The following is a 23,566-nucleotide window of genomic DNA, read 5'->3' as shown; positions in this document are numbered from 1 at the left end:
CCGGCCGGCGGACCCGGTCAGGCTCCGTCGACCTCCACCGACTCGAACCGCCAGCGGTGCACCGCCCGCGTGATCAGGTCGGCCGCGGGTTCGGGCAGCTCGGGGAGGTCGGCCGCCACGCCCTCGGCGGCCTCCCACCAGGTGATCACGAGGACCCGGTCCTGCGGGGCCCGGAACACCTCGCGGCGCACCGGCTCCCGGGCGAGGACCTGGGCGCGGGCCCACTCCAGCAGCTCGTTGCCCCGGCCCTCGGCGGCCCGGGCCTCCCACATCAGCGCGACGGTGCTCACGAGTACAGGTTGTCCTTGCTCAGTTCGTGCACGTGGTCGTGATCGTGCGAGTGCGAGTGCGAGTGCCCCTGCGCGTCCCCGTGCGTGTGCGTGTGCGCGGTACCCGGCACGTGCGGGTCCGTCACCGGCAGCGAGGAGTCCGCCGACAGGTCCCAGTCCGATGCCGGCCGGTTCCGCTTGACCATCTCCGCGCCCAGCGCCGCGACCATCGCGCCGTTGTCCGTGCACAGCTTCGGCCGCGGCACGCGCAGCACGATGCCCGCGGCGTCGCACCGCTCCTGTGCCAGCGAGCGAAGCCGGGAATTGGCCGCGACGCCGCCGCCGATCATCAGGTGGTCGACGCCCTCGTCCTTGCACGCCCGGATCGCCTTGCGCGTCAGCACGTCCACCACGGCCTCCTGGAAGGACGCCGCCACATCGCGCACTGGGACGTCCTCGCCCGCGTTGCGCTTCGCCTCGATCCAGCGGGCGACGGCCGTCTTGAGCCCGGAGAAGGAGAAGTCGTACGCGGCGTCGCGCGGCCCCGTCAGCCCGCGCGGGAAGTTGATCGCCTTCGGGTCGCCCTCGCGTGCGAGCCGGTCGATGACCGGACCGCCGGGGAAGCCCAGCTGGAGCACGCGCGCGATCTTGTCGAAGGCCTCGCCCGCCGCGTCGTCGATGGTCGCGCCGAGCGGCCGTACGTCGGAGGTGATGTCCGGGGCCAGCAGCAGCGAGGAGTGCCCGCCGGACACCAGCAGCGCCATCGTCGGCTCCGGCAGGGGCCCGTGCTCCAGCTGGTCCACACAGATGTGGGAGGCCAGGTGGTTGACCCCATACAGCGGCTTGCCGAGCGCGTACGCGTAGGCCTTCGCCGCCGAGACGCCGACGAGCAGCGCGCCGGCGAGGCCGGGGCCGGCGGTGACGGCGATGCCGTCGAGGTCGCGGGCGCTGACCCCGGCCTCCTTCAGGGCGCGGTCGATGGTGGGGACCATCGCCTCCAGGTGGGCTCGCGAGGCCACCTCGGGCACGACGCCGCCGAAGCGGGCGTGCTCGTCGACGCTCGACGCGATCGCGTCCGCGAGCAGGGTGGTGCCGCGGACGACGCCGACGCCGGTCTCGTCGCAGGAGGTCTCGATGCCGAGGACGAGCGGTTCGTCAGCCATTGCTCTCACTGCTCTCAGTTCGTGCTTGTGCGGGGTCGGTCAGTCGCATGACGAGCGCGTCGACGTTGCCGGGCTGGTAGTAGCCGCGCCGGAAGCCGATGGGCTCGAAGCCGAAGCGCTCGTAGAGCTTCTGGGCGCGGGTGTTGTCCACCCGTACCTCCAGCAGCACCTCGGCGCACTCGAACGCGGTGGCGGCGCGCAGCAGCTCGGTCAGGAGCCGGGCGCCGAGCCCGGTCCCCCACTGGTCGCGCGCGACCGCGATGGTCTGTACGTCGGCCAGGTCGCCGGCTGCGGCCAGTCCGGCGTAGCCCGCCAGCCGGCCCGCCGCGTCCTCGGCGACGACGTAGCGGCGCGTGGCCTGGGGGCCGCGGGCGTGGGCGAGTTCGGACCAGAACATACCGGCGGACCAGGCGTCCTCGGGGAACAGCTCGTGCTCCAGTTCCAGCACCGGCCCGATGTCCCACCAGCGCATCTCGCGCAGCGTGTGCGGGGTCGCCGGGGTCACTGCGGGGTGACCACCTTGTAGTTCTTGGGTACCTGGGCGTCGGGCCGGCGCAGGTAGAGCGGGGTCGGAGGCAGGAACTCCAGGCCGGCGGCCAGTCGTTCCGCGGCCAGCGAGGCCAGCGCCGCGGCCGACTGGTGCTCGGGGCCCCGGGCGTCCTGGAAGACCTCGGGGTACAGGAGCGCGCCCTGGCCGACCGCGGGCAGGCCCGCGACCTGCTCGGCGATGTCCGCCGGGCGGTCCACGGCGGGCTCGCCGACGCGCGTGCGCGGGTCCTCGTACCGGGCCCAGTAGACCTCCTTGCGCCGCGCGTCGGTGGCGACGGTGAAGGGGCCCTCGATGCCGGCGGCCCCGGCGGCGTACGCGAGGCCGTCGAGCGTGCACAGGCCGTGCACGGGCACGCCCAGCACGGCGGCGAAGGTGGAGGCGGTGACGAGGCCGACGCGCAGCCCGGTGTAGGGGCCGGGGCCGACACCGACGACGACGCCGGTGACGGCTTCGAGCGTGACCCCGGCCTCGGCGAGGACCTTGTCCACGGAGGGCAGCAGGAGCTCCCCGTGGCGGCGGGCGTCGACCTGGTTCGACTCGGCGACGACGGACTCACCGTCGTGCAGGGCGACGGTGACGGCGGGCGTGGCGGTATCTACGGCGAGCAAGAGCACGCGAACAGCCTACGACTCCGGCGACCGCACCCCTTGCGGCCGGTCTCGGACCAGGGCGGCTGCTACCTTTCGACGGGGTACCGGACGTGGTATCGGTCGGCGCGGAGAGGTGGAGCAAGGTGGCACGCAGCAGCTCGGGAATCGTGGCCGGGCTCACCGCCGCGGCAGTGGCCGTCGTCGGCTTCCTCGGCTACCAGGCTTCCGCCACGGCGCCCGCGCGTCCCCCGAAGGCCGCCGTGCAGGAACCGGCCCCCGCAGCGAGCCCGGCCGCCAAGCAGGATCCGGCGAAGCCGGCGGCGGTGCCCGAGGGTTCCGGCACCGGGGTGCGCGTCGTGTACTCGGTGGGCCAGAAGCGGGTGTGGCTGGTCGGCGACCCCGCGCAGCCGCCGAAGTCGTTCACGGTGATGCCGAGCACGGTGCACCCCAAGCCGGGCAGCTACACGGTCGGGTCGCGCTCGGGTTCGGTCACCGGCTCGGACGGCGTGCCGATCGAGCACGTCGTGCGGTTCGCCACCGCGGAGGGTGTGGCGGTCGGGTTCAGCGCCCGTACGGACGGCGCGCTGCCGGAGCCCGACCCGAACAAGAAGACCGGCGGCATCCGGATGAGCCGCGCCGACGGCGATGCGATGTGGGCCTTCGCGACGATCGCGTCGAAGGTCGTCGTCGTTCCCTGACGGATCGCCCTCGCTTCACCCGACCGGGTGACGGGGCGCCGCTCGCACCGCGCTCAGGCCGCTTCGGATTCCGGAGCGGCCTCTTCGCGTGCGGTGTCGACGGGCCCGCCCGGGCGCGTGGCGTACTCCCGCACGGGCGGTGTGGAGACGGCGGTGGCGGCCACGCCGGCGGCGAGGAGCGTCCACATGGAGACGGTGGACGGGCGGGGTTCGCGCTGTGCTCCTGCTGGTGCCGACATGGCTGCCTCCTGGACCCGGGACACCGTACTTAGGCATACCTAAGAAACTCTCGGTACCATGTCACCACGAGGGCCGCCGACAGCGCAATATCTTGCCGACGAGTTGTCGGTACGTTTACTCCGAGAGGGCGCCGGCCAGTGCGTCCAGCCCGGCTCCGGCACTCCAGCGCGACCCGACCCCGCGCACGAGGACCTCCCGTACGTCGTCCAGGACCTCCTCGTGGCCGACCGCGCGCGCGATCACCACGTGCAGCCGGTCGTCTGAGAGCTCCTCCACCTTGCCGTCGCCCCACTCCACGACGACCACCGACTCGGGCAGCGAGACGTCGAGGTCCAGGTCCTCCATCTCGTCCAGCCCGCCGCCCAGGCGGTACGCGTCCACGTGCACCAGCGCCGGTCCGCCGGTCAGCGAGGGGTGCACCCGGGCGATCACGAAGGTCGGCGAGGTCACGGCCCCGCGCACGCCCAGGCCCTCACCGAGGCCCCGGGTGAGCGTGGTCTTGCCCGCGCCCAGCTCGCCGGTCAGCAGGACGAGGTCGCCGGGGCGCAGCAGGGCGGCGATCCTGCGGCCCAATTCCTGCATCGCGTCCGGGGAGTCGATGACGATCCGGGTCTCCGCGCCGGCCGCGGCCTCAGGTGCCGGCGCCTGGCTGCGCTGTGCTTCCAGCGGTACTTCTTCCATGCCCGCCAACGTTAGTCGCTGCGGGGACGGCCGCCGCCCCGGTGCGCGCCAGCAGCTCGGTGAGCAGCCGCGTCACGGTCTCCGGGCGTTCGAGCATCATCAGGTGCCCGGTGGACTCCAGGACCACGAGGTCGGCGCCGGGGAGCGCCTCCTTGATGGCGACGCTGTGCGCGGGCGGGGTGATCATGTCCTTGTCCCCGGCGATGACCGTGACCGGCAGGTCCGCGAACAGCCGGAGCGCGGAGGTCTTGTCGTGGGTCTGGAAGGCCGGGTAGAACTCGGCGACCACGTCGATGGGCGTGGCCTCGATCAGCCGCTCCGCGAACCGCGCGACGCCGGGATCCACGTCCCGGGAGCCGAACGAGTACATCTTGATCATTCCGGCGAACAGGTCCGCGGTGGCCCGGCGGCCCTTCTCCACCAGCTCCACCTGGGAGCCGAGCGCCTTGAGCACGCCCGGCAGGAGTCGGCGCACGGCTCCCATGCCGACGGACGGAAGCCCGTACGTCACCTCGTCGAGGCGGCCGCTGGAGGTGCCGACCAGGGCCACGCCGACGACGCGGTCGCGGACGGTCTCGGGGTACTGCTCGGCGAATCCCATGATGGTCATTCCGCCCATCGAGTGACCCACCAGGATCAGCGGCCCCTCGGGGGCGGTCGCGTCGATGACGGCCTTCAGGTCCCGGCCGAGCTGGTCGATGCTCACCGGCTCGCCGTCGGCCTGGGCGAGGCCGCGGGCGCTGCGGCCGTGGCTGCGCTGGTCCCAGTAGACCGCCCGGACCACGCCGCGCAGGGCGGCGCGCTGGAAGTGCCAGGAGTCCTGGCCGAGGCAGTAGCCGTGGCAGAAGACGACGGTGGCCTGGGGCTCGGCCTTGCGCCGCAGCCGCCGCCGTTTGCCGTCCTCGGGGAGCTCGTCGACCTCGTAGTAGAGCTCGGTGGCGTCCTCGGCCCGGCAGATTCCCTCGGCACCGCGCAGGGACCCGTAGTCCCCGGCCGCGTCGAGTGCCAGGCGTGCCTTCATCCGCATGCCGCGTCCGACGGTGATCCGTTCGACCGCGACACCGGCCGCCGCGCCCGCGGCTATCACGCCGATGGCGGCACCGGCCCAGCCGGCCTTGCGCCAGTTCTCGCTCACGCCGCCGCCCTCGTTCCGCTCAGCCGCCCAGGTACACCCGGGGCACACGTCCACCGATACGGGTGACGATCTCATACGCGATCGTGTGCGCCGCCCGGGCCCAGTCCTCGGCGGTGGGTTCACCGCGCTCCGCGTCCCCGAAGATGACGGCCTCGTCACCCGCGCGGGCGTGGTCTCCCCCCAAGTCGACCACGAACTGGTCCATCGCGACGCGTCCGGCGACGTGGCGGACCTTGCCGGCGACGAGCACCGGGCCGAGGCCCGAGGCCTGCCGCGGGATGCCGTCGGCGTAGCCGGCCGGCACCAGCGCGAGGTTCGTCTCGGCGTCGGTGACGTAGTGGTGGCCGTAGCTCACGCCGTGCCCGGCGGGGACCGTCTTGACCAGCGCGAGGGAGGCCTTGAGGGTCATCGCGGGCCGCAGGCCCAGCTGGGCCGGGGTGCCGAGCTCGGGGGCGGGCGAGACCCCGTAGACGGCCAGCCCGCAGCGCACGAGGTCGAAGTGGGACTCGGGCAGGGTCAGGGTGGCCGGCGAGTTGGCGATGTGCCGGACCTCGGGCTCCACGCCCTCCTTCTCGGCGTACGCGAGCATGTCGCGGAAGGCGGCCAGCTGGAGCTGGATCGAGGGGTGCCCGGGTTCGTCGGCGCAGGCGAAGTGCGACCAGACGCCGGTGACCTGGACGCTCCCCTCGGCCTGGGCGGCGACGGCCGCCGCGACCAGCGCCTCCCAGTCGGCGGGCTGGCAGCCGTTGCGGCCGAGGCCGGTGTCGGCCTTGAGCTGGATGCGGGCGGTGCGGCCCGCCGCGCGGGCGGCCGCGCGCACCTCGTCGAGGGCCCACATTCCGCTGACGGAGACGTCGAGATCGGCCTCGACGGCCTCCTGCCAGGGCCCGCCCGGGGTCCAGAGCCAGCACATGAGGCGCCCCTGGATCCCGGCGGCGCGGAGCGCGAGGGCCTCGTCGGGCGTGGCCGCCCCCAGCCAGGTGGCACCGGCCTCCTGGGCCGCCTTGGCGCACTCCAGGGCCCCGTGCCCGTAGGCGTTCGCCTTGACCACGGCCATCAACTCTGCCCGGGGCGCCCGCTCGCGCAGTGCGCGCACGTTCTCCCGTACGGCGTCAAGATCGATCTCGGCGTACACGCGCGTCGCTGTCTCGTTCATCGCTCCCAGTCTCTCAGAACCCCCGCCCGGCCTTGCGGGGGCTGGGCAAACCGGGGGCGCATGTCGTCCGGCGGCCGACGCGCCGGGGTCGTCGGCGTCAGGGGTGGCGGGTGTCCTGCCAGGCGTCCGGGAGGGCTTCGGCCACCTGCTGGGCCAGGAGCGGGCCCCCGACGCGGCGGGCCGCCAGGCCGTGGAGGTACGCGCCCACCGCCCCCGCGTCCGCCCCGGACAGCCCGCCCGCCAGCAGGGAGCCCGTCAGCCCGGACAGCACGTCCCCGCTGCCGGCGGTGGCCAGCCACGGGGTGCCCGTCGGGTTCACCCGAACGGCTGCACCGCCCGAGGCGACCAGCGTCGTCGAGCCCTTCAGCAGCACCGCCGCCCCGTACCGCTGCGTCAGCATCCGTACGGCGTCCAGCCGGCCCGCCTCCACCGACTCCCGCGACACGCCAAGCAGCGCCGCCGCCTCCCCCGCGTGCGGGGTCAGCAGGGTGGGGGCGCTCCGGGCCCGCAGGGCCGCCGCGTCCAGCCCGCGCAGCCCGTCCGCGTCGACGAGCACCGCCGCGTCCCCCGCCAGCAGTTCCGCGACCTCCCCGGCGCGTCCCTCGCCCAGCCCGGGGCCGACCACCCACGCCTGTACCCGGCCGGGCCCGATCAGCGTCTCGGGGTAGCGGGCGAGCACCGCCTCCGCCGCCGGCCCCACGTACCGCACCGCACCCGCGCCGCCCCGCAGCGCTCCGGCCACGGCGAGCACCGCCGCGCCCGGGTACTGCGCGGACCCGGCGACGATCCCGACCACGCCCCGCCGGTACTTGTCGCTCGTCGCGGTCGGCTCCGGCAGCAGCCCCGCCACATCCGCGTGCTGCAGGGCCTCCACCTGCGGCGACGGCAGTTCCAGCCCGATGTCCACGAGGTGCACCGCGCCCGCCCGCGAGGCCCCGGGGTCGATCAGCAGGCCGGGCTTGTACGCCCCGAAGGTCACCGTCACATCGGCCGTCACGGCCGGACCCGCCACCTCCCCGGTGTCCGCGTCCACCCCGCTCGGCAGGTCCACCGCGACCACGGGGACCCCTGGCGGGATCCGCTCCACCAGGGCCGCGGCCGCCGGGCGCAGCCCGCCCCGCCCGCCGATCCCGAGCAGTCCGTCCAGGACGAGGTCCGCCCGCTGCGGGACCGCTCGCGCCAGGTGTCCCCCGGCGGCCCGCAGCGCGGCCGACCCGCCCGGGTGCGTCCGCTCGGGGTCCATCGGCACGGCCGTCACAGCGGCCCCGCGCCGGGCCAGCCGGGCGCCCGCGTACAGCGCGTCGCCGCCGTTGTCCCCGGGGCCGACGAGCAGGACGACCCGGGCCCCGTACACCCCGCCGCGGGTCCGCCGCAGCCGCCCGGCGCACGCGGCGGCCAGGCCGGCGGCCGCGCGCTGCATCAGGGCGCCCTCGGGAAGCCGGGCCATCAGCTCCCGCTCGGCGGCCCGTACGGTCTCCACGCTGTAAGCAGTTCGCACGGACCGCCCCCTACCCTTCTGCGATCACCACGGCGGAGGCGACCCCGGCGTCGTGGCTGAGCGAGATGTGCCAGGACTTCACGCCCAGCGCCAGCGCCCGCGCCTCGACCGTCCCGGACACCCGCAGCCGCGGCTGCCCGCTGTCCTCGACGTACACCTCGGCGTCGGTCCACAGCAGCCCGGCGGGCGCGCCGAGGGCCTTGGCGAGGGCCTCCTTGGCGGCGAACCGCGCGGCGAGCGAGGCGATCCCGCGCCGCTCGCCGCTCGGCAGCGTCAACTCGGCGTCGACGAAGAGCCGCCCGGCCAGGTTCGGGGTGCGCTCCAGCGCCGCGCCGAACCGCTCGATCTCCGCTACGTCGATCCCGACGCCGATAATCACAACGACAACTCCACTGGCTGGGGCGACCGCTACTCCACGGTCACCGACTTGGCGAGGTTACGCGGCTGGTCCACCTCGTTGCCGCGCGCCGTGGCCAGCTCGCACGCGAACACCTGCAGCGGGACCGTCGCCACCAGCGGCTGGAGCAGCGTCGGTGTCACGGGGATCCGGATCAGGTGGTCGGCGTACGGGACGACCGCCTCGTCACCCTCCTCCGCGATCACGATCGTCCGCGCCCCGCGCGCCCGGATCTCCTGGATGTTCGACACGATCTTGTCGTGGAGTACCGACCGGCCGCGCGGCGACGGGACGACCACCACCACCGGCAGGTCCTTCTCGATCAGCGCGATCGGCCCGTGCTTGAGCTCGCCCGCCGCGAAGCCCTCGGCGTGCATGTACGCCAGCTCCTTGAGCTTGAGCGCGCCCTCCAGCGCCACCGGGTACCCGACGTGCCGTCCCAGGAACAGCACGGTGTTCTTGTCGGCGAGGGAGCGCGCGAGCTCCCGTACCGGCTCCATGGTCTCCAGGACGGTGTCCACGGCGGCGGCGATGTCCGACAGCTCCCGGATCACGGCCTCGATCTCGTCGCCCCACTTCGTGCCCCGGACCTGTCCGAGGTAGAGCGCGACCAGGTAGCAGGCCACCAGCTGCGTCAGGAAGGCCTTGGTCGAGGCGACGGCCACCTCGGGGCCGGCGTGCGTGTAGAGGACGGCGTCCGATTCGCGCGGGATCGTCGAGCCGTTCGTGTTGCAGATGGCCAGCACCTTGGCCCCCTGTTCGCGCGCGTGCCGCAGCGCCATCAGGGTGTCCATGGTCTCGCCCGACTGCGAGATCGCGACCACCAGCGTCCGCTGGTCGAGGATCGGGTCGCGGTAGCGGAACTCGCTCGCCAGCTCCGTCTCGCACGGGATGCGCGTCCAGTGCTCGATGGCCAGCTTCGCGATCATGCCTGCGTGGTACGCCGTTCCGCACGCCACGATCACGACCTTGTCGACCTCCCTGAGCACCGAGACGGGGATGCGCACCTCGTCCAGGGTCAGCGAGCCGCTCGCGTCGATCCTGCCCAGGAGGGTGTCGGCGACGGCCTTCGGCTGCTCGGCGATCTCCTTCAGCATGAAGTAGTCGTAGCCCCCCTTCTCGGCCGCCGAGGCGTCCCAGTCCACGTGGTAGGCCCGCACGGTGGCGACCGACCCGTCGAAGTTGGTCACCGTGACGCCCTCGCGGCGGAGCTCGACGACCTGGTCCTGTCCCAGCTCGATCGCGGACCGCGTGTGGGCGATGAACGCGGCCACGTCCGAGGCGAGGAAGTTCTCGCCCTCTCCTACGCCCACCACCAGGGGCGAGTTGCGGCGCGCGCCGACCACCACGTCCGGCTCGTCGGCGTGCACGGCGACCAGGGTGAAGGCGCCTTCCAGGCGCCGGCACACCTGCCGCATGGCTTCCGCGAGGTCGCCGGTGGCCGAGAACTGCTCCGCCAGCAGGTGTGCCACGACCTCGGTGTCGGTCTCGGACTCCAGCCGGTGTCCGCGCTCGGCCAGCTCGGCCCGGAGCGCGGCGAAGTTCTCGATGATGCCGTTGTGCACGACGGCCACGCGCCCCGAGTTGTCGAGGTGCGGGTGGGCGTTGGCGTCGGTGGGTCCGCCGTGGGTCGCCCACCGGGTGTGCCCGAGCCCCGTGGAACCGGTCGGCAGCGGGTGCCCGACCAGCTCCTTCTCCAGATTGACGAGCTTCCCGGCCTTCTTGACGGCCGCCAGGCCGCCGTCCGCGAGCACGGCGACCCCGGCCGAGTCGTAGCCGCGGTACTCGAGCCGCTTGAGTCCGGCGATGACCACATCGAGCGCCGACTGCGCTCCCACGTAACCCACAATTCCGCACATAGGCCGCAGCGTACGCCGTAGTTGGCCGTCTGCCCCGTAGCGGAACAAGACGAAAAACCCGCCCCGGCGCGTGCGCCGGGGCGGGTTCGACGTGTCGTCGGGCAGGGATCAGCCGAGCTTCTTCACCTGGGCGTCGACGACGTCCTTCGGCTGCTCGGCGGCGCCGGCCAGGCTCAGGGCCGAGAAGGTCGCCACGGTGCTGCCCTTGCGGACGACCACGAGCTCCATGCTCATCGGCTCGCCGTCCGCGTCACCCGTCACGGTGTACGCGAGGGCCTCGTCGCCCGCGGTGACGGCGGCACCCGGGGCCACCTTCGTGATCTTCAGCGAGTCGCCGCCCTGGCCGCCCGTGTAGCCGCCGGCGCAGGCCGTGCCCGCCTTCTTGATGGTGGCGAGGGCCTCCGCGGCGCCCGTGCCCTCGTACGAGTGGAGGGAGACCGAGGTGGCGGTGGCACTCAGGGCGGCCAGACCGGCCTTGAGCTTCTCCTCGGGGCTGGCGTCGGCGGCCGGCTCCTTGCCCTTGGCGACGGCCTTGGTCCCGGCCGTGCCCGCGGCGGTGCCGATCGGGGCCATCGACTGGGCGGAGACCAGCGGCTGGCACTCCGGCTTGTCGCTCTTGGTGGCGGACGCGGCGGCGAGCTCGGCCGGGGTGGCCGCCTTGACCACGTGGTTGGGCAGGTCGGCCTGGACCACGAGCACGCCCGCCAGCTCGGCGGTGGTCTTCGCCTTGGCGGCCGGGGCGGCCGACGTCGCCGCCGCCTCGGACGGCTTGGCGTCCGCCTTGGTGTCGGCCTTGTCGGAGCCGCAGGCGGTGGCCAGCAGGGTCAGCGACACCGCGGACGCGGCCAGGACGGTACGACGGACAAGAGCGTTGCGCACGAGAAGACTCCCCCATGGATACGGCTGAGACAGGGCAGCCCGAACGGCGCCCCGGAAGCGGGGCGTGGACATGACTGCGGTGATCAACAATGTACGGGGCGCCGGATCACCCCGCCGCCCCGGGCCGCGATCACGGCGGATCGTGACCCGGACGAGACCCCAAGAATTTCCAATCGAAACCACCCGGCGTACAACCGGACCAGGACGGGCCAGGCCCTGTCCGACGGTGGCCCCTCCCGCTCCGCACGTGACCGACCACACCACCCACAACCGCCCCGGAGCCCCGACAATGGCGGTGTGATCACTTCGCCGCCACGAAGCAACACGCCGGACGACGCAACGGAGCGCACCGGCCGGGACGGGCCCCCCACACGCCCCGCGCACCGCCGGGGCCCCGAGGCCTCGCCCTACGTCGACCTCACCCGCGCCGAGTGGAGCGCCCTGCGGGAGCGGACCCCGCTGCCGCTGACCGCCGACGAGGTGGAGCGGCTGCGCGGCCTCGGCGACGTCATCGACCTCGACGAGGTCCGCGACGTCTACCTGCCGCTGTCCCGGCTCCTGAACCTCTACGTCGGCGCCACCAGCAACCTGCGCGGCACCCTCAACACCTTCCTCGGCGACGCGGGCAACGGGCACGGCGCCCAGCAGGGCACCCCCTTCGTCATAGGGGTCGCCGGTTCCGTCGCCGTCGGCAAGTCCACCGTGGCGCGCCTGCTGCAGGCCCTGCTGGCCCGCTGGCCCGAGCACCCGCGCGTGGAGCTGGTCACCACCGACGGCTTCCTGTACCCGATGAAGGAGCTCCAGCGGCGTGGGCTGACCTCCCGCAAGGGGTTCCCGGAGTCCTACGACCGGCGCGCGCTCACCCGCTTCGTCGCCGACATCAAGGCCGGCAAGGACGAGGTGCGGGCCCCGGTCTACTCGCACCTGATCTACGACATCGTCCCCGGCGAGGAGCTCGTCGTCCGCCGCCCGGACATCCTCATCGTCGAGGGCCTCAACGTGCTCCAGCCGGCCCTCCCCGGCACGGACGGCCGTACCCGCGTCGCCCTCGCCGACTACTTCGACTTCAGCGTGTACGTGGACGCGCGCCCCGAGGACATCGAGCGCTGGTACCTGAACCGCTTCCGGAAGCTGCGCGCGACCGCGTTCCAGAACCCCTTCTCCTACTTCCGCAAGTACACCCAGGTCTCCGAGGAGGAGGCCATGGAATACGCGCAGACGATGTGGCGCACGATCAACCGGCCCAACCTGCTGGAGAACGTGGCGCCGACCCGAGGACGGGCCACCCTCGTCGTCCGCAAGGGACCGGACCACAAGGTGCAGAAGCTGAGCCTCCGCAAGCTCTAGCGCGCAGTCGCTAGGGTGCGAAAATGCTGCATCTGCGGATGATCACCCCGCACCACCTCACCGAGCGGGTGGTGGCACTGATCGACCGGACGGTCGGGACCACCCACCTGGTCGTACTGACCGGCGCCGCCCGCGACCCCGAGGGCGATCTCGTCCTGTGCGACGTGGCCCGCGAGGCGGCCGACGAACTGCTGCAGGAGATGCGCTCGCTCGGCATCGACGAGAACGGGTCGATCGCCGTCGAGCACATCGACCTGTCGATCTCCAGACGCGCCGACGACGCCGAGGAGGAGGCGCCCGGCGAGGCGGCCGACGCGGTGATCTGGGAGCAGCTCGCCGAGTCGACGCACGAGGAGTCCACCCTCACCATCACCTACAGCGCCTTCATGATCGTGGCGACGATGATCGCGGCCTGCGGTGTGGTCCTGGACAACGCGATCCTGATCGTGGGCGCCATGGCGGTCGGCCCGGAGTTCGGTCCGCTCGCCGGCATCTGCACGGGCCTGGTGCAGCGCGAGCCGCGGCTCGCCGGGCGCTCGCTCTTCGCGCTGTTCATCGGGTTCACGGCGGCGATCGTGGCGACGACGGTCTTCAGCCTCGGGATGAACGCGCTCGGCCTGTTCCAGGAGTCGATGCTGGAGAACCCCCGGCCGAACACCAGCTTCATCTGGCAGCCCGACCCGTTCTCCTTCGTCGTGGCGCTGCTCGCCGGTGTGGCCGGCATGCTCTCGCTGACCTCGGCGAAGGCCGGTGCGCTGGTGGGCGTGGCGATCTCCGTCACCACCGTCCCGGCGGGCGCGAACGCGGCGGTGGCCCTCAGCTACGGCGACCTGTCCCAGATGTGGGGCTCGGCTGTGCAGCTGGCGGTGAACCTGGGCGGCATCATCCTCGCCGGAACGGCCACCCTCATCTGCTGGAAACTGCTGTGGCGCACCCAGCAGGGCCGGATGGTCCGGAAGCCGGGTGCGCCACGCAGGCCGGGCGGAGCCCGTTAGAAACGGCCTAGCCGAGCGCGGACTTCACGACGTCCGCGAGGCGGCCGGCGACCGAGCGGGCGTGCTCGATGTCGGCGGCCTCGACCATCACCCGTACCAGCGGCTCCGTACCGGAGGGACGCAGCAGCACCCGCCCGGTGGTGCCCAGCTCGCGCTCGGCGTCGGCGACCGCCGCGGCCAGCTCGGCGGAGGTGGTGACGCGGGACTTGTCCACGTCGGGAACGTTGATGAGCACCTGCGGCAGCCGCTGCATGACGCCCGCCAGCTCGGCGAGGGACTTGCCGGTGGCCGCGACGCGCGCCGCCAGCAGCAGGCCGGTCAGCGTGCCGTCGCCGGTCGTCGCGTGGTCGAGGATGATCACGTGGCCGGACTGCTCGCCGCCGAGGGCGTAGCCGTGCTCCTTCATCGACTCCAGCACGTAGCGGTCGCCGACCCCGGTCTGCACGACCTGGATGCCCTCGGCCTCCATGGCCAGCTTGAAGCCCAGGTTGGACATCACGGTGCCGACCACGGTGTTCTCGCGGAGCTGGCCGGCCTCGCGCATGGCCAGGGCCAGCACGGCGAGGATCTGGTCGCCGTCGATCTCCTCGCCGGAGCCGTCCACGGCCAGGCAGCGGTCGGCGTCGCCGTCGTGCGCGATGCCGAAGTCGGCGCCGTGCTCGACCACGGCCGCCTTGAGCAGACCGAGGTGAGTGGAGCCGCAGCCGTCGTTGATGTTGAGGCCGTTGGGCTCGGCGCCGATCGTGACGATCTCCGCGCCGGCCCGGGCGAACGCCTCGGGCGAGACGTACGCGGCCGCGCCGTGGGCCTCGTCGAGGACGATCTTCAGTCCGTCGAGGCGGTTCGGGAGGACACCGATGAGGTGGGAGACGTACTTCTCGAAGCCCTCGGTGTAATCCGAGACGCGGCCGACACCGGAACCGGTGGGCCGGTCCCAGGGGGCGCCGGTGCGGTGCTGCTCGTAGGTCGACTCGATGCGGTCCTCCAGCTCGTCGGCGAGCTTGTGGCCGCCGCGCGCGAAGAACTTGATGCCGTTGTCGGGCATGGCGTTGTGGCTGGCGGAGAGCATCACGCCGAGGTCGGCGCCCAGCGCACCGGTGAGATACGCCACCGCCGGGGTGGGCAGCACACCGACGCGCAGGACGTCCACGCCCGCGCTCGCGAGGCCGGCCACGACCGCGGCCTCCAGGAATTCGCCGGAGGCGCGGGGGTCCCGGCCGACCACCGCGGTCGCCCGGTGGCCCTCAAAGGTGCCCGCCTCGGCCAGTACGTGGGCAGCCGCCACGGAGAGGCCGAGCGCGAGCTCCGCCGTCAGATCCGCGTTGGCAACGCCGCGTACACCGTCCGTCCCGAAGAGTCGTCCCACTGTTGTCCTCCCGAGTTTCCGCTTCGCGTATGACCGCTTGTGACAGATATTTGCCGCTTGTGGCGGTAAACGAACCGCCCCGGCAGCACAGAGAGTGCTGCCGGGGCGGTTTCGTTGCAGAACAGCAGGCGCAGATTAACGCTTGCTGTACTGCGGAGCCTTACGGGCCTTCTTGAGACCGGCCTTCTTGCGCTCGACCGCACGGTCGTCGCGGGAGAGGAAGCCGGCCTTCTTCAGCGCCGGGCGGTTGTTGTCCACGTCCGCCTCGTTCAGCGCACGGGCCACACCGAGGCGCAGGGCGCCGGCCTGGCCGGACACGCCGCCACCCGCGATGCGGGCGATGACGTCGTAGCGGCCGTCAAGCTCGAGGAGCTTGAAGGGCTCGTTGACTTCCTGCTGGTGCACCTTGTTGGGGAAGTAGTCCTCAAGGGTGCGACCGTTGATCTTCCACTTGCCGGTGCCCGGAACGATCCGGACGCGGGCGATGGCGTTCTTGCGACGGCCCAGGCCGGCGGCCGGCTGGGGGTCGCCGAAGCGACCGGCAAGGGACTCGGAGGTGTAGTCGCCCTCGACGACGACCTCAGACTCGCTGGTGTACTCCTCGACGTTGCCCTCGAACTCGTCGACGGGGGTCGTCTCGGCGGTGGTCTCGGCCACGATGCTCCTCAGAATTTTCTACGTCTTAGGGGGTGGCCGGAACTACTGCGCGACCTGGGTGATCTCGAACGGCACCGGCTGCTGGGCAGCGTGGGGGTGCTGGTCGCCCGAGTAGACCTTCAGCTTCGAGAGCATCTGACGGCCCAGGGTGTTCTTGGGGAGCATGCCCTTGATGGCCTTCTCGACGGCCTTCTCCGGGTTGTTCGCCAGGAGGTCGTCGTAGCGCACCGAGCGGAGACCACCCGGGTAGCCGGAGTGGCGGTACGCCATCTTCTGCGACGCCTTGTTGCCGGACAGGTGAACCTTGTCGGCGTTGACGATGATGACGAAGTCGCCCATGTCCATGTGGGGGGCGTAAGTCGGCTTGTGCTTACCCCGCAGGAGGGCAGCGGCCTGGGTCGCCAGACGGCCGAGGACAACGTCCTGGGCGTCGATGACGAGCCACTGGCGCGAGATGTCGCCGGGCTTGGGGCTGAACGTACGCACGCGTATGCCTTCGCTTCTTCAGTGGTGGTATCCCAAGGGCGCAAAGCCCCACGGGAAGGTCCTGACAGGGTCACCACGGACGATCACGACAGCCCTCGTTCACAGCGGGGACGCACCCGCGTGAAACTGCTGGTCATCGGTCCGGTGGACCGGCGCAAGGCCCTTTCACGTGAGAATGAGAAAGCCAATACGCATAACAAACCAGCAGGATACCCAAGCAAACCCGTACGGGTCAAAACGCGGTCCGCGATGCCGATTCTGCTGGCGTCGCGGCGCACTCCGGTTCGGTCCTGGGTGGGGACCCCGCAGTTGTTACGGGCTCCAGAGTAACCCGTCCCGGGCGCAGCGCACGACGCGCCAGCACGAACGCGAGCCCGCACAGGGTGGCGCAGTCCTTGAAGGCGCGCCGCTTGGCCTCCAGCTCGGACGGCCACGGAATGCCCGCCACCTGGGGCCCCAGCACCGCCCAGAACCAGGGCGAACGCGCCGCCGCGTCCGGCCGCACCACCGAGGCCATCAGCAGCGGCAGCACCACCAGCAGGTAGTGGTCGAAGGACGGCCGCGACACCAGGAATGCGGCGAGCATCACCATGCAGGACGTCTCCACCAGGCGCAGCTCGCCCCCGTCGGCGTCCTCCCGCCGCCACCGCACCCAGGCCGCCCACAGGCCCGCCCCGGCCCCCGCGAAGGCCACCAGCACCGCCACCGGCGCCGGCACGCCCAGCCTCGGCAGTACGGCGATCGGCGAGGCGTCCCACGGCAGCGCGTACGAGTCCTGCCCCTGGAGCAGGAAGGGCAGGGTCTTGGTGAAGAACAGCGACGGGCTCGGCATCACCAGCGCACCGGCCAGCGAGAACCCCAGCGGCACCAGCACGGCGGCGGCCAGCGCCCGCCACCGCCGGGCGACCAGGAAGAGCAGCCCGAGCGGCACGAGCATCGGCTTGCACGCGATCGCGAGCCCCACCACCAGCCCGGCCGACCCCCACGAGCGCCGCTGCGCGAGCAGCAGCGCCACCGGCAGGGCGGCCGCCGAGATGGCGGTCCAGTTGCCGATCAGCACGAGGTTGACGTACGGCTTGTAGACGAGGGCGAACACCGCGAAACCGCCGACCGCGAAGCGCGAGCGCAGCGGCACCGCGAATATCCGCAGCGCGGCCAGCCAGCCGGCGCCCAGCAGCCCCGACATCCCGAGCGGCAGCAGCCACCGCAGCACCTCACGCGGCAGCAGCGCCTCGGGAACCGCCATGAGCACGGCACTGGGCAGGTAGAGGAAGCGCTTGTCCTCGTACGGGGATCCTCCGGCCAGCAGCGTCTCCGCCGCCTTGACCACGAACGCGTTGTCGGAGCCCCAGTTCGCCCGCAGGCTCGTGGAGACGGCGATCCCGAGGAGCACCGCGAGGGAGACCAGCTGCCAGGACCGGGCGGCCGGCTGCAGCAGCCAGCCGATCACCCTGCTGCCCGCTCCCCCGCCCCCCGTGTCCCCGTCCCCGGCGCCCTCGTCCCCGGCACCCCGGTTCCCGGCGACCTGGTTCTCCCACTTCATCAGCCAGATGCTAGGCCGCAGCCCCACGACGCCTGCCCCTCACTCGACCGAGGGGGCCACGGTCGCCCCCCTAGCGCTTGCGTTCGACTCTACGTTCGTCCCAGACGGGTTCCTGAGTCTCCCGCACAACACCGTCCGAACCGAAGACCAGGTAACGGTCAAATGTGCGCGCGAACCAGCGGTCGTGCGTGACGCACAGCACAGTGCCGTCGTACGCCTCCAGTCCGTCCTGCAGGGCCTCCGCCGACTCCAGGTCCAGGTTGTCCGTCGGCTCGTCCAGCAGCAGCGCCGTGGTGCCCGCCAGCTCCAGCAGCAGGATCTGGAACCGCGCCTGCTGCCCGCCCGAGAGCTTCTCGAACGGCTGGTCGCCCTGGCGCTCCAGCTCGTACCGGCGCAGGGCGCCCATCGCCTGCCCCAGGGGCTTCGCCGCCTCCGTCCACAGGATGTCGACGAGGGTCCGCCCGAAGAGTTCGGGGTGGGCGTGGGTCTGTGCGAAGTGGCCGGGAACCACCCGCGCGCCCAGCTTCCACGTACCCGTGTGCTTGACGTCCTCGCCCGCCATCAGGCGCAGGAAGTGCGACTTGCCCGAGCCGTTCGAGCCGAGGACCGCGACCCGCTCCCCGTAGAAGACCTCCAGGGAGAAGGGCTTCATCAGGCCGGTCAGCTCCAGGTTCTCCACGGTCAGGGCGCGCACGCCCGTGCGCCCGCCCTTGAGCCGCATCTTGATGTCCTGCTCGCGCGGCGGCTCCGGCGGCGGGCCGGCGTCCTCGAACTTCTTGAAGCGGGTCTGCATCGCGTGGTACCGCGAGGCCATGTCGGGGCTGCTCGCAGCCTGGTTGCGCAGCCGCAGCACCAGCGCCTTCAGCCGCGCGTGCTCCTCGTCCCAGCGCCGCTTGAGCTCCTCGAAGCGCGCGAAGCGCTCCTTGCGGGCGTCGTGGTACGTGGCGAAGCCGGCGCCGTGCACCCAGACGTCGGAGCCCGTGGGGCTCGCCTCCAGGCTGATGATCTTCTCGGCGGCCTGGGTCAGCAGCTCCCGGTCGTGGGAGACGAAGAGCACCGTCTTGCGGGTGGCCTTCAGCTGCTCCTCCAGCCAGCGCTTGCCGGGCACGTCCAGATAGTTGTCCGGCTCGTCGAGCAGCAGCACCTCGTCCGGCCCGCGCAGCAGCGCCTCCAGCACGAGGCGCTTCTGCTCACCGCCCGACAGCGTGCGCACCTCGCGGAACTGCGCGGAGTCGTACGGGATCGCCAGCGCGGCCATGGTGCAGACGTCCCACAGCGTCTCCGCCTCGTACCCCTGGACGTCCGCCCAGTCGCTCAGCGCCTGTGCGTAGGCCATCTGGGCGGCCTCGTCGTCCACCGTCAGGATCAGCTGCTCGGCGCGGTCCACCGCCTTGGCGGCCTCCCGGATGCGCGGCTGGGCCACCGAGACCAGCAGGTCCCGCACGGTCGTCTCGTCCCGCACCGAGCCCACGAACTGCGACATCACGCCGAGTCCGCCGGAGACGGTGATCCCGCCGCCGTGCGGCTGGAGCTCGCCGGAGATCATCTTGAGCAGTGTGGTCTTGCCGGCCCCGTTCGCCCCGACGAGCGCGACGACCGACCCCTCCCCCACGCGGAAGGAGACGTCAGGGAGCAGTACCCGCCCGTCGGGAAGGTAGTACTCCAGGTGGCTGGCTTCGAGATGTCCCATGCCGCGCATTGTCCAGGTCCGGCGCCGATCCGCCCAAACGGATTAGCCGGACGCCCGCGGGCCCGGTCAGCAGCAGCCGGCGCCCGGCAGGGTCCGCACGTTGCGCGCTTCCTTGCTGCGGGCGGCCAGCAGCTCGTCCGCGGGGTAGCCGACCTCCTCCAGGGTCAGGCCGTGCGGCTTGACCACGTGCACCGAGGAGTCCCGTACGGCGGCCGCCAGCACCTTGCCGGGCCAGTCCGTGGGCCGGTGCCCGTCGCCGACGTGCAGCAGGGCGCCCACCAGCGAGCGGACCATGTTGTGGCAGAAGGCGTCGGCCCGGACGGTCGCGGTGACGATCCCGTCCTCGCCCCGCTCCCAGCTGAGCTGCTGGAGGGTACGGATGGTCGTGGCACCCTCGCGCTTCTTGCAGTACGCGGCGAAGTCGTGCTCGCCGAGCAGCGGGGCGGCGGCCTCGTTCATGGCGTCCACGTCGAGCGGCCACTGGTGCCACAGCACGTGCCCGCGGCGCAGCGGGTCGACACCGCCCTGGTGGTCGCCGACACGGTAGGCGTAGCGGCGCCAGATGGCCGAGAAACGCGCGTTGAAGCCCTCGGGGGCCTCGGCGACCTTCCACACCCGTACGTCGTGCGGCAGCCGGCCCGCGAGGCGGCGCAGCAGCTTGTCGTGGTGCTCGGCCCACACCTCCCCGGCGAGGTCGAACTGGGCGACCTGCCCGCGCGCGTGCACACCCGCGTCGGTCCGCCCGGCCACGGTCAGCTCGACCGGCTCGGACAGCCGCATCACGGTCTGCAGGGCCGACTCCAGCTCGCCCTGGACGGTCCGCAGCACGCGCTGCTTCGCCCAGCCGGAGAAGTCCTTGCCGTCGTAGCTCAGGTCCAGCCGCACCCGGACGTGCCCGGGCTCCACCTCGTCACTCACGTGACCGATCCTCTCAGAAAGCCGATACCGCCAGGCAAAAGCAGAACGGGCCCGCCCCGGAAGGGGGCGGGCCCGTTCAGAGCCGTTCAAGCAAGCGTGATCCCGGGGGATCAGGCCTCCTTGGTCTCCTCGGCGGGGGTCTCGACAGCCTCCGCCTCCTTGACCGCGCGCTTGGTGGCGGCCTCGGCCTCACCGGTGGCCTGCTGGGCGACCGTCAGGGCCTCGACCAGCTCGATCACGGCCATCGGGGCGTTGTCGCCACGACGGTTGCCGATCTTGGTGATGCGCGTGTAACCACCGGGGCGGTTCTCGTAGCGCGGGGCGATCTCGGTGAACAGCGTGTGCACGATGCTCTTGTCCGTGATCGTCTGCAGCACCAGGCGACGGTTGTGGATGTCGCCCTTCTTGGCCTTGGTGACCAGACGCTCGGCGTAGGGACGCAGGCGGCGGGCCTTGGCCTCGGTGGTGGTGATGCGGCCGTGCTCGAAGAGCGACTTCGCGAGGTTCGCGAGGAGGTGCTTCTCGTGCGCGGCGGAACCGCCCAGGCGGGCACCCTTTGCGGGACGCGGCATGGTGTTACTCCTTCATATCTGCACCGGCCGTGTCAGGTACCGGTGTCAGTTCCCCCGAGGCGGATGCCGCGGGAAAGATTTCACTCCAAGCCCGGCCGGCGACCCAGGCACAAGGCCTCAGCCGCCGGCGGCGGGGTGGATCAGTACTGCTCGGTCTCGACGAAACCGGCGTCCGCGTCGTCGTCGGCGCCGAAGGCGTCGGCGGCGGCGGTCGGGTCGAACCCGGGCGGGCTGTCCTTGAGGGCCAGGCCCATGCCGGCCAGCTTCGCCTTGACCTCGTCGATCGACTTCGCACCGAAGTTGCGGATGTCGAGCAGGTCGGCCTCGGAGCGGGCGACGAGCTCACCCACGGAGTGGATGCCCTCGCGCTTGAGGCAGTTGTACGAGCGGACCGTGAGCTCGAGCTCCTCGATCGGCAGCGCCAGGTCGGCGGCCAGGGCCGCGTCCGTCGGCGAGGGGCCCATGTCGATGCCCTCGGCGTCGATGTTGAGCTCGCGCGCCAGACCGAACAGCTCGACCAGGGTCTTGCCGGCGGACGCCATGGCGTCACGCGGGCGCATGGCCTGCTTGGTCTCGACGTCGACGATCAGCTTGTCGAAGTCGGTGCGCTGCTCGACTCGGGTCGCCTCGACCTTGTAGGTGACCTTGAGGACCGGGCTGTAGATGGAGTCGACCGGGATGCGGCCGATCTCCTGGCCCAGCTGCTTGTTCTGGACGGCGGAGACGTAGCCGCGACCGCGCTCGACGGTCAGCTCCATCTCCAGCTTGCCCTTGCCGTTGAGCGTGGCGAGGACCAGGTCCGGGTTGTGCACCTCGACACCGGCCGGGGGCGCGATGTCGGCAGCGGTGACCAGGCCGGGACCCTGCTTGCGCAGGTACATCACGACCGGCTCGTCGTGCTCCGAGGAGACGACCAGCTGCTTGATGTTGAGGATGATGTCGGTGACGTCTTCCTTGACGCCCGGCACGGTGGTGAACTCGTGCAGGACGCCGTCCACGCGGATGCTGGTGACAGCGGCACCCGGGATGGAGGACAGGAGGGTACGGCGCAGGGAGTTGCCGAGGGTGTAACCGAAGCCCGGCTCCAGCGGCTCGATCACGAACCGCGAGCGGTACTCGTCGACGACCTCTTCGGTCAGCGAAGGACGCTGAGCGATAAGCATGTCTGTGTTCCTTCATTCGTGGACGCCCACTATTTGACGCCCGACGGGACGCCGTACCGGGGGTACGGCTACTGCAAGGGTACGGGCGGTACGTCCCCCGAAGGGGTCGTACCGCCCGGACACTCAAGAACGCACAGGTGCGTCCGCTGCGTCAGACGCGGCGGCGCTTCGGCGGGCGGCAGCCGTTGTGCGGGGTGGGGGTGACGTCCTGGATCGAGCCGACCTCGAGGCCGGTGGCCTGGAGGGAGCGGATCGCGGTCTCGCGGCCGGAGCCCGGACCCTTCACGAAGACGTCAACCTTGCGCATGCCGTGCTCCTGCGCGCGACGGGCGGCCGACTCGGCGGCCATCTGCGCGGCGAAGGGGGTGGACTTGCGCGAGCCCTTGAAGCCGACGTGGCCGGCGGAGGCCCAGGAGATCACGTTGCCCGAGGGGTCGGTGATCGAAACGATGGTGTTGTTGAACGTGCTCTTGATGTGGGCGTGCCCGTGAGCGACGTTCTTCTTTTCCTTGCGGCGCACCTTCTTGGCAGCGCCCTGACGACCCTTGGGGGGCATCTAAATCTCCTACGGGAGGTGGTCGGTCCTACAGCGCAAGACCGCTGAACAGGACTACTTCTTGCCCGGCTTCTTCTTACCGGCGATCGCGCGACGCGGGCCCTTGCGGGTACGCGCGTTGGTGCTGGTGCGCTGACCGTGCACCGGGAGGCCGCGACGGTGGCGGATACCCTGGTAGCACTGGATCTCGATCTTGCGGCGGATGTCGCCCTGGATCTCGCGGCGGAGGTCACCCTCGGTACGGAGGTTGGCGTCCACGTACTCGCGGATCTTGACGAGGTCCTCTTCGGCCAGGTCACGAACGCGGGTGTTCGGGTTCACGCCGGTGGAGGCGAGGATCTCCTTGGACCGGGTGCGCCCGATACCGAAGACGTAGGTGAGTGCGATCTCCACGCGCTTTTCGCGCGGGATGTCAACACCGGAAACGCGTGCCATTCAATGGCTCCTGTGTGTTCGGGGGTCTTCAGCAGAACCGACCCCGACCGCCGACCACCCCGAAGTGGGTGATGGTACGTCCGGGTCCCCGGCCCCCGCCGGAGGTACCGCCGGCCCCGTGAAGGGCTGGGCGGGTTCTGCGTATGTACGTTTTCTTACGTCGCGCGAAGAACTGCGGAAGGCAGGTCGGTCGGCGTGCGTCAGCCCTGGCGCTGCTTGTGGCGCAGGTTGTCGCAGATGACCATGACCCGGCCGTGACGGCGGATCACCTTGCACTTGTCGCAGATCTTCTTGACGCTCGGCTTGACCTTCATGTTGGTGAGGTTCTCCGGGTCAGTGCCACCACCCGCACCGGGACGGATGCCCAGGCAGGAGTGAGAGCAAGATCTACTTGTATCGGTAGACGATCCGGCCACGCGTCAGGTCGTACGGAGACAGCTCCACAACGACCCGGTCATCGGGGAGGATGCGGATGTAGTGCATGCGCATCTTGCCGCTGATGTGCGCGAGGACCTTGTGACCGTTCTGGAGTTCCACCTTGAACATCGCGTTCGGGAGGGACTCGATCACGGTGCCCTCGATTTCGATGGCACCTTGCTTCTTGGCCACGCTTCGCCTTTCGAATCGGCTACCTTGATCAGCTCCGTGCGCCATGCAGGCATGGAAGTGCACGAGAGCCGACGAGTCAGTCTACGTCAGGGCACCCAGAAAGACGAATCCGGA

The 23,566-nt window shown here is 71.5% G+C and carries 27 protein-coding genes; 3 read left to right on the top strand and 24 right to left on the bottom strand.

What is annotated here, in order from left to right; all coding sequences use genetic code 11:
• Positions 1-17 precede the first annotated feature (17 nt).
• Genes JYK04_RS25590 through tsaB form a run of 4 tightly spaced genes read right to left on the bottom strand, consistent with a single transcriptional unit; the run spans position 18 to position 2,596 of the window.
• On the bottom strand, positions 18-290 hold the full coding sequence (locus JYK04_RS25590; protein WP_189733316.1) for a hypothetical protein: 273 nt from the start codon (positions 288-290) through the stop codon (positions 18-20).
• Positions 287-1,432 carry a tRNA (adenosine(37)-N6)-threonylcarbamoyltransferase complex transferase subunit TsaD gene (tsaD, locus tag JYK04_RS25585; RefSeq protein WP_189733318.1) on the bottom strand — a complete coding sequence of 382 codons (1,146 nt, stop codon included), beginning with the start codon at positions 1,430-1,432 and terminating at the stop codon, positions 287-289. Before tsaD ends, JYK04_RS25590 begins: the two co-directional genes overlap by 4 nt.
• On the bottom strand, positions 1,425-1,904 hold the full coding sequence (gene rimI, locus JYK04_RS25580) for a ribosomal protein S18-alanine N-acetyltransferase (RefSeq protein WP_189733757.1): 480 nt from the start codon (positions 1,902-1,904) through the stop codon (positions 1,425-1,427). The genes tsaD and rimI overlap by 8 nt, the downstream gene beginning before the upstream one ends.
• 29 nt (positions 1,905-1,933) lie before the next feature.
• On the bottom strand, positions 1,934-2,596 hold the full coding sequence (gene tsaB / locus JYK04_RS25575) for a tRNA (adenosine(37)-N6)-threonylcarbamoyltransferase complex dimerization subunit type 1 TsaB (protein ID WP_189733320.1): 663 nt from the start codon (positions 2,594-2,596) through the stop codon (positions 1,934-1,936).
• Positions 2,597-2,715: 119 nt separating this feature from the next.
• On the opposite strand from tsaB, the gene JYK04_RS25570 reads away from it, so the two are divergent.
• The gene (locus tag JYK04_RS25570; RefSeq protein WP_189733322.1) at positions 2,716-3,270 is read left to right on the top strand and encodes a hypothetical protein; all 555 of its coding nucleotides are present in this window, start codon (positions 2,716-2,718) and stop codon (positions 3,268-3,270) included.
• A gap of 53 nt (positions 3,271-3,323) precedes the next feature.
• Here JYK04_RS25570 and JYK04_RS25565 read toward each other — a convergent pair whose 3' ends face one another.
• From JYK04_RS25565 to JYK04_RS25530, 8 genes are all read right to left on the bottom strand, one after another.
• Positions 3,324-3,509 carry a hypothetical protein gene (locus JYK04_RS25565; RefSeq protein WP_189733324.1) on the bottom strand — a complete coding sequence of 62 codons (186 nt, stop codon included), beginning with the start codon at positions 3,507-3,509 and terminating at the stop codon, positions 3,324-3,326.
• Between the two features lie 115 nt (positions 3,510-3,624).
• The gene (tsaE, locus tag JYK04_RS25560; protein ID WP_268254132.1) at positions 3,625-4,191 is read right to left on the bottom strand and encodes a tRNA (adenosine(37)-N6)-threonylcarbamoyltransferase complex ATPase subunit type 1 TsaE; all 567 of its coding nucleotides are present in this window, start codon (positions 4,189-4,191) and stop codon (positions 3,625-3,627) included.
• Positions 4,142-5,401 (bottom strand): alpha/beta fold hydrolase, encoded by a 1,260-nt coding sequence (locus tag JYK04_RS25555; protein ID WP_189733326.1) that lies wholly within the window; start codon positions 5,399-5,401, stop codon positions 4,142-4,144. Before JYK04_RS25555 ends, tsaE begins: the two co-directional genes overlap by 50 nt.
• Positions 5,346-6,482, bottom strand: a complete 1,137-nt coding sequence (gene alr, locus JYK04_RS25550; protein ID WP_189733328.1) for an alanine racemase — start codon at positions 6,480-6,482, stop codon at positions 5,346-5,348. The genes JYK04_RS25555 and alr overlap by 56 nt, the downstream gene beginning before the upstream one ends.
• Positions 6,483-6,579: 97 nt before the next feature.
• The gene (locus JYK04_RS25545) at positions 6,580-7,980 is read right to left on the bottom strand and encodes an NAD(P)H-hydrate epimerase (RefSeq protein WP_189733330.1); all 1,401 of its coding nucleotides are present in this window, start codon (positions 7,978-7,980) and stop codon (positions 6,580-6,582) included.
• Between the two features lie 10 nt (positions 7,981-7,990).
• Positions 7,991-8,359: a holo-ACP synthase gene (locus tag JYK04_RS25540; RefSeq protein WP_189733332.1), complete on the bottom strand. Its 369-nt coding sequence runs from the start codon at positions 8,357-8,359 to the stop codon at positions 7,991-7,993.
• A gap of 29 nt (positions 8,360-8,388) precedes the next feature.
• The gene (gene glmS, locus JYK04_RS25535) at positions 8,389-10,236 is read right to left on the bottom strand and encodes a glutamine--fructose-6-phosphate transaminase (isomerizing) (RefSeq protein ID WP_189733334.1); all 1,848 of its coding nucleotides are present in this window, start codon (positions 10,234-10,236) and stop codon (positions 8,389-8,391) included.
• Positions 10,237-10,344: 108 nt separating this feature from the next.
• Complete coding sequence (locus JYK04_RS25530; RefSeq protein ID WP_229874983.1) at positions 10,345-11,115, bottom strand: hypothetical protein; 771 nt, start codon at positions 11,113-11,115, stop codon at positions 10,345-10,347.
• 297 nt (positions 11,116-11,412) lie between these two features.
• On the opposite strand from JYK04_RS25530, the gene coaA reads away from it, so the two are divergent.
• On the top strand, positions 11,413-12,462 hold the full coding sequence (gene coaA / locus JYK04_RS25525; RefSeq protein WP_189733336.1) for a type I pantothenate kinase: 1,050 nt from the start codon (positions 11,413-11,415) through the stop codon (positions 12,460-12,462).
• Positions 12,463-12,485: 23 nt separating this feature from the next.
• Entirely contained in the window at positions 12,486-13,457 is a 972-nt protein-coding gene (locus JYK04_RS25520) for a DUF389 domain-containing protein (RefSeq protein WP_189733338.1), read from the top strand.
• 7 nt (positions 13,458-13,464) lie between these two features.
• On the opposite strand, the gene glmM is transcribed toward JYK04_RS25520, so the two are convergent.
• The 12 genes from glmM to infA form a co-directional block, all read right to left on the bottom strand.
• The gene (gene glmM, locus JYK04_RS25515) at positions 13,465-14,823 is read right to left on the bottom strand and encodes a phosphoglucosamine mutase (RefSeq protein ID WP_189733340.1); all 1,359 of its coding nucleotides are present in this window, start codon (positions 14,821-14,823) and stop codon (positions 13,465-13,467) included.
• A gap of 135 nt (positions 14,824-14,958) precedes the next feature.
• Positions 14,959-15,480: a 30S ribosomal protein S9 gene (gene rpsI / locus JYK04_RS25510; protein WP_189733342.1), complete on the bottom strand. Its 522-nt coding sequence runs from the start codon at positions 15,478-15,480 to the stop codon at positions 14,959-14,961.
• A gap of 42 nt (positions 15,481-15,522) precedes the next feature.
• Positions 15,523-15,966, bottom strand: a complete 444-nt coding sequence (gene rplM, locus JYK04_RS25505; protein ID WP_008739660.1) for a 50S ribosomal protein L13 — start codon at positions 15,964-15,966, stop codon at positions 15,523-15,525.
• Between the two features lie 232 nt (positions 15,967-16,198).
• Entirely contained in the window at positions 16,199-17,509 is a 1,311-nt protein-coding gene (locus JYK04_RS25500; RefSeq protein WP_189733344.1) for a glycosyltransferase family 87 protein, read from the bottom strand.
• Between the two features lie 70 nt (positions 17,510-17,579).
• Positions 17,580-19,208 (bottom strand): ABC-F family ATP-binding cassette domain-containing protein, encoded by a 1,629-nt coding sequence (locus JYK04_RS25495; protein ID WP_189733346.1) that lies wholly within the window; start codon positions 19,206-19,208, stop codon positions 17,580-17,582.
• A gap of 57 nt (positions 19,209-19,265) precedes the next feature.
• Complete coding sequence (truA, locus tag JYK04_RS25490) at positions 19,266-20,117, bottom strand: tRNA pseudouridine(38-40) synthase TruA (RefSeq protein ID WP_189733348.1); 852 nt, start codon at positions 20,115-20,117, stop codon at positions 19,266-19,268.
• Between the two features lie 110 nt (positions 20,118-20,227).
• Positions 20,228-20,689, bottom strand: a complete 462-nt coding sequence (gene rplQ, locus JYK04_RS25485; protein ID WP_030008477.1) for a 50S ribosomal protein L17 — start codon at positions 20,687-20,689, stop codon at positions 20,228-20,230.
• Positions 20,690-20,829: 140 nt separating this feature from the next.
• Positions 20,830-21,852: a DNA-directed RNA polymerase subunit alpha gene (locus JYK04_RS25480; RefSeq protein WP_007265920.1), complete on the bottom strand. Its 1,023-nt coding sequence runs from the start codon at positions 21,850-21,852 to the stop codon at positions 20,830-20,832.
• A gap of 151 nt (positions 21,853-22,003) precedes the next feature.
• A complete protein-coding gene (gene rpsK / locus JYK04_RS25475; protein ID WP_003956432.1) occupies positions 22,004-22,408 on the bottom strand; it encodes a 30S ribosomal protein S11 in 405 nt (134 codons plus the stop codon).
• Positions 22,409-22,462: 54 nt separating this feature from the next.
• Complete coding sequence (gene rpsM, locus JYK04_RS25470; RefSeq protein ID WP_007265919.1) at positions 22,463-22,843, bottom strand: 30S ribosomal protein S13; 381 nt, start codon at positions 22,841-22,843, stop codon at positions 22,463-22,465.
• 200 nt (positions 22,844-23,043) lie between these two features.
• The gene (rpmJ, locus tag JYK04_RS25465; protein WP_003956441.1) at positions 23,044-23,157 is read right to left on the bottom strand and encodes a 50S ribosomal protein L36; all 114 of its coding nucleotides are present in this window, start codon (positions 23,155-23,157) and stop codon (positions 23,044-23,046) included.
• 73 nt (positions 23,158-23,230) lie between these two features.
• Positions 23,231-23,452, bottom strand: a complete 222-nt coding sequence (gene infA / locus JYK04_RS25460) for a translation initiation factor IF-1 (RefSeq protein WP_003956442.1) — start codon at positions 23,450-23,452, stop codon at positions 23,231-23,233.
• Between the last annotated feature and the right edge of the window lie 114 nt (positions 23,453-23,566).

This window comes from Streptomyces nojiriensis (assembly GCF_017639205.1).
GTDB lineage: Bacteria > Actinomycetota > Actinomycetes > Streptomycetales > Streptomycetaceae > Streptomyces > Streptomyces nojiriensis.
The sequence above is the reverse complement of the archived record's forward strand: the minus strand, read 5'-3'. Positions and strand labels throughout refer to the sequence as shown.

Coding starts and splice junctions, on each gene's coding strand:
- alr (WP_189733328.1), bottom strand. CDS start 6,482: ATGAACGAGACAGCGACGCGCGTGTACGCCGAGATCGATCTTGACGCC.
- tsaD (WP_189733318.1), bottom strand. CDS start 1,432: ATGGCTGACGAACCGCTCGTCCTCGGCATCGAGACCTCCTGCGACGAG.
- rpmJ (WP_003956441.1), bottom strand. CDS start 23,157: ATGAAGGTCAAGCCGAGCGTCAAGAAGATCTGCGACAAGTGCAAGGTG.
- rplQ (WP_030008477.1), bottom strand. CDS start 20,689: ATGCCGCGTCCCGCAAAGGGTGCCCGCCTGGGCGGTTCCGCCGCGCAC.
- rpsK (WP_003956432.1), bottom strand. CDS start 22,408: ATGCCCCCCAAGGGTCGTCAGGGCGCTGCCAAGAAGGTGCGCCGCAAG.
- JYK04_RS25500 (WP_189733344.1), bottom strand. CDS start 17,509: ATGAAGTGGGAGAACCAGGTCGCCGGGAACCGGGGTGCCGGGGACGAG.
- rimI (WP_189733757.1), bottom strand. CDS start 1,904: ATGCGCTGGTGGGACATCGGGCCGGTGCTGGAACTGGAGCACGAGCTG.
- glmS (WP_189733334.1), bottom strand. CDS start 10,236: ATGTGCGGAATTGTGGGTTACGTGGGAGCGCAGTCGGCGCTCGATGTG.
- JYK04_RS25565 (WP_189733324.1), bottom strand. CDS start 3,509: ATGTCGGCACCAGCAGGAGCACAGCGCGAACCCCGCCCGTCCACCGTC.
- JYK04_RS25480 (WP_007265920.1), bottom strand. CDS start 21,852: ATGCTTATCGCTCAGCGTCCTTCGCTGACCGAAGAGGTCGTCGACGAG.
- JYK04_RS25555 (WP_189733326.1), bottom strand. CDS start 5,401: ATGAGATCGTCACCCGTATCGGTGGACGTGTGCCCCGGGTGTACCTGG.
- JYK04_RS25495 (WP_189733346.1), bottom strand. CDS start 19,208: ATGCGCGGCATGGGACATCTCGAAGCCAGCCACCTGGAGTACTACCTT.
- tsaE (WP_268254132.1), bottom strand. CDS start 4,191: ATGGAAGAAGTACCGCTGGAAGCACAGCGCAGCCAGGCGCCGGCACCT.
- JYK04_RS25520 (WP_189733338.1), top strand. CDS start 12,486: ATGCTGCATCTGCGGATGATCACCCCGCACCACCTCACCGAGCGGGTG.
- rpsM (WP_007265919.1), bottom strand. CDS start 22,843: ATGGCACGCGTTTCCGGTGTTGACATCCCGCGCGAAAAGCGCGTGGAG.